Annotated in this window: 14 protein-coding genes; 6 read left to right on the top strand and 8 right to left on the bottom strand. The window is 57.5% G+C overall.

The window, feature by feature from the left end:
* Positions 1–132: 132 nt before the first annotated feature.
* The gene (locus DOM36_RS20055; protein ID WP_157958604.1) at positions 133–603 is read left to right on the top strand and encodes a hypothetical protein; all 471 of its coding nucleotides are present in this window, start codon (positions 133–135) and stop codon (positions 601–603) included.
* On the opposite strand, the gene DOM36_RS08435 is transcribed toward DOM36_RS20055, so the two are convergent.
* Positions 577–1,521 carry a recombination-associated protein RdgC gene (locus DOM36_RS08435; protein WP_110642640.1) on the bottom strand — a complete coding sequence of 315 codons (945 nt, stop codon included), beginning with the start codon at positions 1,519–1,521 and terminating at the stop codon, positions 577–579. The genes DOM36_RS20055 and DOM36_RS08435 overlap by 27 nt on opposite strands.
* Positions 1,521–1,853 (bottom strand): hypothetical protein, encoded by a 333-nt coding sequence (locus tag DOM36_RS08430; RefSeq protein ID WP_110642638.1) that lies wholly within the window; start codon positions 1,851–1,853, stop codon positions 1,521–1,523. Before DOM36_RS08430 ends, DOM36_RS08435 begins: the two co-directional genes overlap by 1 nt.
* 326 nt (positions 1,854–2,179) lie before the next feature.
* Here DOM36_RS08430 and DOM36_RS08425 point away from each other — a divergent pair, with 326 nt between their 5' ends.
* A complete protein-coding gene (locus tag DOM36_RS08425) occupies positions 2,180–3,070 on the top strand; it encodes a hypothetical protein (protein WP_110642636.1) in 891 nt (296 codons plus the stop codon).
* Positions 3,071–3,260: 190 nt separating this feature from the next.
* Here DOM36_RS08425 and DOM36_RS08420 read toward each other — a convergent pair whose 3' ends face one another.
* The 6 genes from DOM36_RS08420 to DOM36_RS08395 all read right to left on the bottom strand — a co-directional run bounded on the left by DOM36_RS08420 (position 3,261) and on the right by DOM36_RS08395 (position 6,785).
* Positions 3,261–3,545 (bottom strand): hypothetical protein, encoded by a 285-nt coding sequence (locus DOM36_RS08420; protein ID WP_110642634.1) that lies wholly within the window; start codon positions 3,543–3,545, stop codon positions 3,261–3,263.
* Positions 3,533–3,835: a hypothetical protein gene (locus tag DOM36_RS08415; RefSeq protein ID WP_110642632.1), complete on the bottom strand. Its 303-nt coding sequence runs from the start codon at positions 3,833–3,835 to the stop codon at positions 3,533–3,535. Before DOM36_RS08415 ends, DOM36_RS08420 begins: the two co-directional genes overlap by 13 nt.
* On the bottom strand, positions 3,832–4,245 hold the full coding sequence (locus tag DOM36_RS08410; RefSeq protein WP_110642630.1) for a LuxR C-terminal-related transcriptional regulator: 414 nt from the start codon (positions 4,243–4,245) through the stop codon (positions 3,832–3,834). Before DOM36_RS08410 ends, DOM36_RS08415 begins: the two co-directional genes overlap by 4 nt.
* Before the next feature lie 139 nt (positions 4,246–4,384).
* A complete protein-coding gene (locus DOM36_RS08405; RefSeq protein WP_110642628.1) occupies positions 4,385–5,215 on the bottom strand; it encodes a DUF3037 domain-containing protein in 831 nt (276 codons plus the stop codon).
* Complete coding sequence (locus tag DOM36_RS08400) at positions 5,212–5,964, bottom strand: HipA family kinase (protein WP_110642626.1); 753 nt, start codon at positions 5,962–5,964, stop codon at positions 5,212–5,214. The genes DOM36_RS08405 and DOM36_RS08400 overlap by 4 nt, the downstream gene beginning before the upstream one ends.
* A 50-nt stretch (positions 5,965–6,014) precedes the next feature.
* On the bottom strand, positions 6,015–6,785 hold the full coding sequence (locus DOM36_RS08395) for a S24 family peptidase (protein WP_157958603.1): 771 nt from the start codon (positions 6,783–6,785) through the stop codon (positions 6,015–6,017).
* A gap of 394 nt (positions 6,786–7,179) precedes the next feature.
* Here DOM36_RS08395 and DOM36_RS08385 point away from each other — a divergent pair, with 394 nt between their 5' ends.
* Genes DOM36_RS08385 through DOM36_RS08370 form a run of 4 tightly spaced genes read left to right on the top strand, consistent with a single transcriptional unit; the run spans position 7,180 to position 9,371 of the window.
* The gene (locus tag DOM36_RS08385; RefSeq protein WP_110642620.1) at positions 7,180–7,512 is read left to right on the top strand and encodes a hypothetical protein; all 333 of its coding nucleotides are present in this window, start codon (positions 7,180–7,182) and stop codon (positions 7,510–7,512) included.
* Positions 7,509–7,817 carry a hypothetical protein gene (locus DOM36_RS08380; RefSeq protein ID WP_110642618.1) on the top strand — a complete coding sequence of 103 codons (309 nt, stop codon included), beginning with the start codon at positions 7,509–7,511 and terminating at the stop codon, positions 7,815–7,817. The genes DOM36_RS08385 and DOM36_RS08380 overlap by 4 nt, the downstream gene beginning before the upstream one ends.
* Positions 7,817–8,737, top strand: a complete 921-nt coding sequence (locus DOM36_RS08375; RefSeq protein ID WP_110642616.1) for a DnaT-like ssDNA-binding domain-containing protein — start codon at positions 7,817–7,819, stop codon at positions 8,735–8,737. Before DOM36_RS08380 ends, DOM36_RS08375 begins: the two co-directional genes overlap by 1 nt.
* The gene (locus DOM36_RS08370) at positions 8,727–9,371 is read left to right on the top strand and encodes a replication protein P (RefSeq protein WP_157958602.1); all 645 of its coding nucleotides are present in this window, start codon (positions 8,727–8,729) and stop codon (positions 9,369–9,371) included. Before DOM36_RS08375 ends, DOM36_RS08370 begins: the two co-directional genes overlap by 11 nt.
* Positions 9,372–9,373 lie beyond the last annotated feature (2 nt).

Raw genomic sequence — 9,373 nt, 5'->3', positions numbered from 1 at the left:
GACTTGTAAGCCCAGCAATTAGGGGCCAGAGTATTTGCATCTTTTCTCCTGGGACATTTTTGTGTATCGGCTGTTCGATGACCTAGGCCAATTTGGTATGGTTGTTTTTATTAACTAGTCAAAGGTGGATTTATGTCTGGCAAGAAACCTAAAGTTGGTAATGACTCAGTTGTTATGGGGAAAGTATCCGAAGACCTCCAAGTTGGTGACCGCTCGGTAGTTATTGGGGCTACTGACGAACGAGGGAATGTTATCCTCACTAATCCTATGGCTATTGGACACGGTGCCCGAGCTGGAAAAGGATCTATCGCGATCGGGTCAGGTGCCATGGCTGGAGTGGATCAAAATCATCAAACACAGATTTTAGCTGCTATAAAAGAGCTGAAGACTGAGGCTAATGACGTGGGTAACGTTGAGTTAAACGATAACTTGGCATTTCTCTTGAACGAGCTTCAAGAGTGTAAGCCGAGCGCAGAGAAAATTGATAATTATCTGAAAGCCATAGATGCAATCTCTAAGACTTATGACGCTGCGGGGAAAATATACAAATTAGGGAAGTTTGTTTTAGGCGGTGTCTCATTGGCTCTTGGCATTGGGGACTGAGTCATTCATTGGTTCAACTTCTCCTCTGAGCCACGCGATCAGCTGGTCGGTGAAGGTGCCGAGGGCGGCGGTCATGAGGGCGAAGTCCGTTTCAAGGCTCACCACCGGGTCGTCGCCGTCATCGGTCTGGCTGGCTTCGTCGAGCAGGGCGTCGTCAAACTGCAGGGACTTGAGCGCGAGATCGTCATGCAGCACGGCGCGGAGTTGGCCCTCGCTGCCGAGGCTCAAGCGGGAGACCTGGCGGCCACCTTCGAGCAGGCTCTGCATCTCTTCGCTGTCGAGGTCGACAGAGCGGGCGCCGATCACGCCGTCATCCTCGGCGGCGCGTAGCTCGACGCGATCACCCAGCAGCAGGCTGGCGGGGCGTTGGCCGGGATCGGACAGCCAGGCCGTCATGCCACGCCCGGGCGGCGTCTTGGTGGCCAGCGGTGTGACCTTGAGCGAGCCCAGCGTCTGGCGGAGCAGGTCGAGCACTTCCTCGGCGCGCTTGCGGCTGGAGGCGTTGATGCCGATCAGGTTGCGGGTGGTGTCCCACCAGAGCTCGACACACTGTGAACGGGTGAGCGCCTGGGGTAGCAGCTCCTCGAGCACCTGCTCCTTAAGTAGCTGGCGCTCCCGGCGGGAGAGTGGCTGGCCTTCGGCGATCTCTCGGGCCTCGGCGCGCTCGGCCACTTCCTCGTTGACCACGTCGGCGGGGAGCAATCGCTCCTGACGCAGCATGGCAATGAGGCGGTGGCCTTGGATTTCGTGGGCGTGGACCGTGCTGCGTTTGCCGGCAGGAGTGGTCCAGCCGACGCGGCGCATCTCCCGTGGCGATACGGGGCGGAAAGCAAACTGCTCAAGGGCGAACTCCAAATCATCGAGCCCGAGAGACACTGCGTCGTGGACGCGGTAGAGGTGAAGGTGTTTGAACCACATCAGATGGCCCTCCCGTTGTTGATCTTCTCGCCGTCGACAACCATCGAATCGATGCCGATAGCGTTGAGTTCGTCGTGATACAGGCACTCGCCGCTGTAGCCGCCCTCGGGCTCGACCACGACTCGTACGGTTAGGTGCCCGATACGTCCGATGACCACTTCCCCGGCGACGGGATGATCCTCGCCATCTATCGTCCTCGTCGGATCGTGGCCGCCGGCCTTTGCGCCGGCACTGGCTTGAAGGATCGGTGCAGTGATCGTTGTGAACGCCTGCCTCACAGCCTTGCTGTCGAGCCAGACCGACATCGATTGAATCTCGGGTGATTTGGGCATGCGGCCTCCTCAGGCAAACAGCCGCCGGTCTTCGTCTACCGGTTAAGCTGGGTTGTGGTAGCACCAGAGCGAGCCGCGCCGATGCGGGAAGTGGTAGCCGTCGCAGCGGCAGGTATCGCGGCGCCAAGGTTTCGAGTCCGCCCACTCTGGGCTTCGTCTGGCGGGCACCGCAGATCCGGCAGCGGCAATGCCGTCGAACGGGTAGATAGACCTGCATGGCTGCCTCCGGATAGCGTGCAGCACAACGGCCAGCGCTTGTTGGTGAGGCGCTCGCCGTTGTGCTGATATAGTATTTGAACGATAGTTATGGTCTGTTTGGAGAAAAGATGGAAAACAATAAATCGTTGTTTCAGCTAAAACGGTTCTGGTGGGCGTTGATAGTGCCGCTTCTAATATCTGCGGTTGCGGCTATTTATGTCTTTTACACATCAAATCTTCGTTACGAAGCCGGATATGAGGCGTTCAATTTTTTTTTGGTGGCTTATAAAATCCCTTTGGGGTTGCTAGCTTTAGTGTTTCCGCTCGTAGCGCTGGTTGCAGCAAGCCATAGGTCGGAGCAAGCGGCCAACCAAATATATATCGCAAGCGAACAGGCGAAATTGACAAGAGATCAGTTGTTAAAAGTAGAGGCGCAATTATCACGGCAGCTTCGTCAAGACAATATTTCCAACTATTTCCAACACGTCAGTGAGTTTAATAAGTTGCTCGATAGGCTTGAAAATTCCTACAAGGTTGAGTTCCACCAAAGGGACCAGCTGTATAAACTCATTTTTCCAGACAATACTCCTGAGAACGTATCCTATTTTGGCGGAAGCTACTACCAAGCGTCCTCGTATTTGGAAATGATAAAAGGTCAGTGTGAAAAAGAGTTTTTCGCTAAAGATTCTAAAGGAGGTATTAGTAACGAAAGAGATGTGATTGATCTGTTGCTAACCTGGAGAGAAGCAGACAGGTCTTTATTCTACAGCCATCGTTATGGCAGGCTTGTCAAGCCTAGAAAAGCAGGCGTTGATGCTGAGGAATTTATAGTTAAATTCCACCCTCATGATCCTGCTATTCACATTGATACGTTTGCCTCGATCCTTAGGCATCTATCAGCATTTTCCATCGAGAAACAGCATTTTCTGCTAGAGAGTTATATAACCGGTTACGCATATGAGGCAGCTAACAACTATTTATCGCTGTGCCAAACCGCGAGCGATAAAAGTTTCAGTTGAGTTTCATTGAGCAGAATTCTTGCACCGCGTCGAGTGCATAGACGCGGAGAGCTAGAGTCCTCTCCGAAGGCCAGCGGATTACGCACCGCTGGCACTGCGTGGGGCCCGAGTTGTTAAAGAGCTACTGCATCAGGCAGCGCCCGGTAGGCGCTCTCGGATACAGGCCGCCATCCGCTGGCAGCTGCGTCGTTCAGTTGCTGGCGTAGGCGCTGCCGTCGACCGGTGAGAGCACCGGGGCGCAGGCCTCGGCGGCGATGCCGTCGTAATCCGGATGCCCATAACGGCGGCTGGGTGCCACGCCGCGGGCCGCTTCCGCGTTCCAGGTGGCGACGCTTTCGCAGTACTGCGCTTGCTGCATCAGCTGCACCTCGTAGGCGCTCGGGCCGAGCAGATCGGTAGAGGCGGCGACGAGTACCGCAGCGGTCGCGGCCAGCCCGACGACGCCCGCCAGCGGGCTGGTGATCAGTTGGCGCATGGGGCGTTCTCCTGTTGGCGCTTGCGTGTGATAGCGGTCATGCGGATCTGGTCGGCCATCCATGCTGTGGCGGTGCCCTCGCGGCCGTAGCAACGATCCATGATCACGATCAGTCGGTTCTTGCTGGGCACGTAGAACGCTGGACGATATCCGGTGCTCGGCGTGCCGTTCTCCCGTGGCCGGGCGAGGTACTTGGTTTCGATGTCCGGCACACCATCGGTGCAGATGTGCTCGTCGTAGGCGGCACTGACTTGGTGGGCCGGGTAGCAAAAGGTCGTGGCGCCGATCATGCTGCGATTCCCGCGATGTCAGACGACTCTTGCCGGCGCGACAGTTTGGTCAGGCTGATGCTGTAGCGCGTGCCGCCGGAGCGAGGGCGCTGCAGGTGGACGTCGGGAGAAATGGCGCTGACGGTGAGGGCCAGCAGCAGCGGGGCGATCCACGTCAGGCGCATCGCCTTCGCAACGGCGTCAGTAGCGCGGATGGCGTGCAGCCAGAAGTACAACGTCTCGGCGGTGCTCTTAACCGTTGAGGGAGCGATACCCAGCGCCTTGGCGATTTCCTTCTGCGTCATCCCGGCGGCGATGCCGGCGATCACGTGCGCCTGCTTGATGGTCGGGAAGCCTTCAGCCTGGCGGCCGACTCGGCAACGGTAGCCGAATGCCTCGATTGTCGGGTGGTCCTGCGTGACCTGTTTCATGTCGTTACCCACGATGTAGTGTTGTCGTGGGCTAAAGTAAAGCAACGCTTTCTTTATGAGTCAAGCGTAGCTTTATATTTTTCTTTAGTGCAAGAAAAACCCGCCTCGGTGGGCGGGTCGCATACTCGGTCGTAAGAAGTCAGTGAAGCTCAGGAGAATCAGTGATTGCTTTCATGATCTGCTTTGATCCCATGGCCTCGGGTACGAGACGTACCAAGCCACGTCCAACTAGCTCTTTTTGCACTTCCTCATAGGCTCGAGATCGCGTTGAGCCTTCTTCTGCTTCGGGCGGGCGGCAGATAAATACGGTATCGAGAGGTGCATCATCGCTCTCTTTGAGACGGCGCATTCGAGCTTCCCATCGATCACCTTTTTCTGTGATCTTACTGGCATCTTCAAGGTCGAAGCTGATCGGTTTGACTACCTGAAGGGTCTTTCCTGCTTTCTCCCACACAAAAGAAAACTTAACGTGGGATAGCTCATTACCCAAGGTGCGCTCGACATAGCTTCGATCCTTGAGATGCTTGAGCCATTCACTCACCCGACGGGCTAGTACGGCTTCTTTGTCTTGCTGTGTGCCGAAGTCATGATGAACGTAGGCTTTGAAGATCTTGTCGAGAGCCTCCGAAGGTTTCTCCGCCTTGACGGTTCCCGGCCGGCTGAATCGCAGGATAGTCTCGCTGGGACGGATCAAATGAGTAAAAACTTTACGCTGGACATCTGATTTTCCAACGTTTTCGCCCATCAGACTGCTGATCCTGCTCAGTTCATCCTGGAAGCTCTTGCGCACCTTGCTAAGGAGCGAGGGCTGAATCTGGAAAAACTGTGTGACACGACCGACGCGCTTGTTTTCAAGACGATAGAGAAACTGCCCATCACTGCAGAGCATGACAACGCCGATATTGGCGAACTCCCCAGTATCGGTATAGGGCTGAAAGCGCACGATTGCGTAGTTACAGATAGCGCTCATAGGTCTCTCCAAAAAATCTCCGGCTTGGTACGATAGCGTTCCAGCCAGCCACGACGTTCCTCTATCGTAGGGTTCGTAGCGCTTGTTCGTCCGTCCGCGTCCCAATACATCCATTCGGCAGGTACAAGGGACGCGATGTTATCCCAGTCACACAGCACACTGTCAATGAGCTTACCCCACTCATCTCTTACAGCGTAGTCACGAAAAGCGTGCGCCTGGCCGGCAAAGACGTGATTTTCGATCCAGTACTCTGGCAAATCCATGTTGAAGGCTAGGTTGTGGTCAAACACAATCGGCGACGCCTCTGCCGTCCACAGCAAGTTGACATTCCCACCGAAGGCGTCAAGCTCGCGGTCGCCGTTGCCAAGAAGCACGTCAAGCAGCAAGGTCCGCTGCTGCACGTCATCTGGAAGCTTCTGCGCCTCATGGAATGTCAGCTCTTCAGCACCGGTAACCCATGCCGAAGCGAATGCCGGTGCACCCGATAGGTTAGCAGCCAAAGGATCCAAAGAGTATTGAATGAGATCCTCAGGAACATCCATCACAGCGTAGCTAGGCACACGCAGTCCCATGCGTTCAGCTATCTGAACACTGATGAGTTCGGAGACTAAGGCAGCTTTTCCAGGGTTTCCTATGCCTTTAACGACATAAATTTGACCATCTTCATCCTTGATACGCAGTGGTTTGCAGTTGCCATTGACAGTGGGCCCGACGATCTCTGCCGCGGCGACCTTTCCGAGATAGGGCATTGAGCGAGAGCCTTTACTCAAAGATTGATTATTGTTCACTAGCAAGAGGCTTAGTGAAGTAGCACTGAGTACCAGAACACCTTGCCGATGATGCTGACTTTCTCGGGCCAGTTCTCGTCGAGGTCTTCGTCAGGATGCTCAAACTTGTCGGGGTTGGCGCTGCGAATGCGGAGCCCACCACCTGGCAAACGGTAGAGGAACTTCACCCTCAGCAGCCCGTCATGGTCGATGGCGTACATCTTGCCGTTCTTGATCTGTTTATCGGCGGTGTCTACCCCGACTGAAGCGCCATCCGGCAGGATGGGCTCCATGCTTTCACCTTCGACATAGGCACACGCTGCTGCCTCTCTCGACACTCCTGCACTCCTAAGCGTGCTGCGCTTGAAGCGCAAGGCCGCCCCGTTGTTCTCGACTACCTGGGTTCGCCCACCACCGCCAGACAATGCGACCTCGCGATACAGCGGGAGCTCTACCTCGTCATCGGCGAGGGGTTGGGAGCGATCCCACGGATCCATGTTCTCGGTGAAGGTCAGCTCGTTATCGCTGGCGGATTTTCCGTAATCAGCTGGTGACGTCTCGGATATGAGATCTGCAGGCACTGAATCCTCCTGCTCCTCATAAAACCAATCGATGGTTTTCCCGCTCAGCTGGGCCAGCATCGCTAGATTCTGGTTGGAGATCTTCCCAGAGCGCGGCCATTGACCGACCGCTTGCGCGGAAACCCCGGCTTTCTCCGCGATAGACGCCTGAGTGACACCCTTCGCCTTCGCAGCCTTGAGCGCTTCCCTGATTCTCGCCTTGAAGGCCTCTACGTTCTGCACTCGGTTTCCCTCGTTAAGCGTTGCTTTAATTTTCGAGGGGGTAGGCATGCAAGGTAAAGCAAGCTATGCTTTACTAACATAAAGCCATGCTTTAGGTAATCGAGATGATCAGCAAGGCCATTGCTTATTTTGGCGACTCTCGTTCTGCGTTATGCAAAGCGGTCGGCATGTCCCCCCAGTTCCTTTCCCAGGTCAGCACCGGTAAGCGGCCGTTGCCGCCACGTTATGCCGTCCTGATCGAGGAGGCCACCTGTGGGCAGGTAACCGCTGCCGAGTTGTTGCCGAGCGTTTTCGCTCCTCGATCTACTGAGAAGCGTACCGCGAATGATGAGCCTGCCACTTCCGCATGACCGGGGTGGTTTTTCATACAGGGGTAGGGGGGGGAGCGCACGACATGACAGTACACATTCCGGATTACTCGAGCTGGACGCGGGACGATCTGCTCGACGAGACCCGCAAGCAGGCATCGATTCAAGCGCGATTATCGGGTGAGCCCGGTGACGTCAACGCCCGACGTATCAAGATCGCGACGGCAGGCGCTCGTCATCACGCGGCCTATCTGGCGTTGCTGGAGCTGACCGAACCGTTCGATAAGGCCGCCGCCGCGCGCGTTGAGAAAGCCAAGGATTGGAACCGCCGAGAGCGTGACCGCTACTACGCGATCGCGCTCGGTACCGAGTTCATCCAACGACATGACGCGGGCGCCATGGGGACGGTGAGGGCATGAGCAATCACGATTATCGCCCGCTGATCTACTGCCCGGTGTGCTGGCCATGTGACGAAGGTGAGCGCGATGGTGATCGCTGTTCCCGGTGTGGTGAAACCGTGCTCGTGGCTTCCGCGAGCGAAGCGGTGGACCTGCTGCAGGAGCAGATCGGCGCCATGAGAAAGATGAGCTGGGAGAAGCAGGGGCGATCACACGAAGCCATGGCTGCTGATCTCGTCGCTGAGCTCGGTGAAGCCATCGCTGACGCTATGCGCTTGCCCAGCACCAAAGTCATGCCGGTGGGCGACAAGGGCCAGGTGCACTGATGCAGTATCTCGTCGCTATCAATCAGACCAAGGCGCTGGAGTGGGGCCTCAACGCGCAGCAGGCGATGCTGTTCGCGTTTCTCCACCAGGTGCCAACGTGGGCGGACGCTCGCCAGATCGGTGGCCAGACGTTCTACAACGTCGCCAAGACGAAGATCGTCGCTGAGCTCCCGTTGCTGACCGACAAGGCGGATACCGCCTATCGGCTGATGAAGCAGCTGGCGGGCTTCGGCGTGATTGAGATCACCAGCTGTGACAACCGGACCTATATCCGGCTCACGGCCAAGGGCAAGACTTGGAACCGGGGCGCAGGGTCGGAAAAATATCCGAACCCTGATCATGTGGGCGATTCGAAAGGGTCGGAAAAATATCCGACCTCGGAAGAATCTCCGAGCGGGGTCGGAAAAATCTCCGAGCCAGGGTCGGAAAAATCTCCGACGAATCAGGGTACCAATGATCATAACCCCAACACACACACCGCGGGCCCGGATGCGTTGTTCGATTACTCGCAACTGGCCGACGACGGCCAACCGCTGACCGGTGGTGCTCGCCAGTTCCCGATGACGCTCGACTGGCAACCGGATCCCGAACAGTTCGCCGCGGCGTGTCTGCGGGCCGGCCTTCGATCCGATACCCAGCCACCCGCTGCCCAGCTGGCGAACTTCACCGCCCATCACGCTGATTTCCCGAATCGCCGCCATGGCTCGATGTCCTGGACCCAGAAGCTCGTCGACTGGATCCGCCGCGACTTGAGCCAATCCCACACGAAACCGACCGGAGGTGCCGCAAATGCAAAGGGCCGCCAACGTACTCCCTCGCGCTGTCTCACTCCAGCAGAAGCGCGTGAACGTGACCGCCAGCGCCGAGGCGAATCCAGCGGCGAGTGCTACGAAGGGCAGCTCCAGCGGAATGAGCACTGAGGCTATCGATCAGATGTACATCGAGATGGGGCAGCTGTTCGGCAGCAAGTTCAGCTCGCAGTGGGGCGATTACGACGACGGCACCTGGCTGCGTGAGCTTGCCCACCTGAGCTGGCGGCATATCGAGCTAGGTCTAGGTCGTCTCCGCCAGCAGGTGCGTGACGCGGCGAAGTCCGGCGACGAAGCATGGCCGCCGCAGCCGGTGGCGTTCGCCGGGCTTTGCGAGCCGCGACCGGAGGACGTCGGCCTGCCGACAGTCGACGCGGCATGGCGTGAGGCCTGCGCCCACTGCCACGCCCCGAGCGAATGGCGCTGGAGTCACGAGGCGGTGCAGATGGCAGGGCAGACGGTTGGCTGGCGGGAGATCCACGGCACCACGGCTCAGTCAGTCCGCGCCCGGCTGGAAAAGCGGTTCGAGCGGGAATACGGCGCGTTGGTGAATCGGGTGATGTCTGGCCAGCCGCTGCAAGCCCAAGGGCTGATCGAATCAGACGCGACCCGGAACCGGGCCGAGCTGGCGGAGCGTGCCAGCCGTGAAGCCGCCCAGCAGCAGGCGGAGGCCGCCGGCCTGCCGCATCGGATGAATGCCAGCCAGGGGCTGGCGATGTTGAAAGCCGCCACGGGGAGGGCGTGAGG

Source organism: Salinicola sp. CPA57 (assembly GCF_003206035.1).
Lineage (GTDB): Bacteria > Pseudomonadota > Gammaproteobacteria > Pseudomonadales > Halomonadaceae > Salinicola > Salinicola socius.
Note: the sequence above shows the minus strand (reverse complement) of the source record. Positions and strands in the feature narration are given on the sequence as shown.

Bases quoted from the DNA above. Each gene is read 5' to 3' on its own strand.
- DOM36_RS20055 (WP_157958604.1), top strand. From the start codon at position 133: ATGTCTGGCAAGAAACCTAAAGTTGGTAATGACTCAGTTGTTATGGGG.
- DOM36_RS08435 (WP_110642640.1), bottom strand. From the start codon at position 1,521: ATGTGGTTCAAACACCTTCACCTCTACCGCGTCCACGACGCAGTGTCT.
- DOM36_RS08430 (WP_110642638.1), bottom strand. From the start codon at position 1,853: ATGCCCAAATCACCCGAGATTCAATCGATGTCGGTCTGGCTCGACAGC.
- DOM36_RS08425 (WP_110642636.1), top strand. From the start codon at position 2,180: ATGGAAAACAATAAATCGTTGTTTCAGCTAAAACGGTTCTGGTGGGCG.
- DOM36_RS08420 (WP_110642634.1), bottom strand. From the start codon at position 3,545: ATGCGCCAACTGATCACCAGCCCGCTGGCGGGCGTCGTCGGGCTGGCC.
- DOM36_RS08415 (WP_110642632.1), bottom strand. From the start codon at position 3,835: ATGATCGGCGCCACGACCTTTTGCTACCCGGCCCACCAAGTCAGTGCC.
- DOM36_RS08410 (WP_110642630.1), bottom strand. From the start codon at position 4,245: ATGAAACAGGTCACGCAGGACCACCCGACAATCGAGGCATTCGGCTAC.
- DOM36_RS08405 (WP_110642628.1), bottom strand. From the start codon at position 5,215: ATGAGCGCTATCTGTAACTACGCAATCGTGCGCTTTCAGCCCTATACC.
- DOM36_RS08400 (WP_110642626.1), bottom strand. From the start codon at position 5,964: ATGCCCTATCTCGGAAAGGTCGCCGCGGCAGAGATCGTCGGGCCCACT.
- DOM36_RS08385 (WP_110642620.1), top strand. From the start codon at position 7,180: ATGACAGTACACATTCCGGATTACTCGAGCTGGACGCGGGACGATCTG.
- DOM36_RS08380 (WP_110642618.1), top strand. From the start codon at position 7,509: ATGAGCAATCACGATTATCGCCCGCTGATCTACTGCCCGGTGTGCTGG.
- DOM36_RS08375 (WP_110642616.1), top strand. From the start codon at position 7,817: ATGCAGTATCTCGTCGCTATCAATCAGACCAAGGCGCTGGAGTGGGGC.
- DOM36_RS08370 (WP_157958602.1), top strand. From the start codon at position 8,727: ATGAGCACTGAGGCTATCGATCAGATGTACATCGAGATGGGGCAGCTG.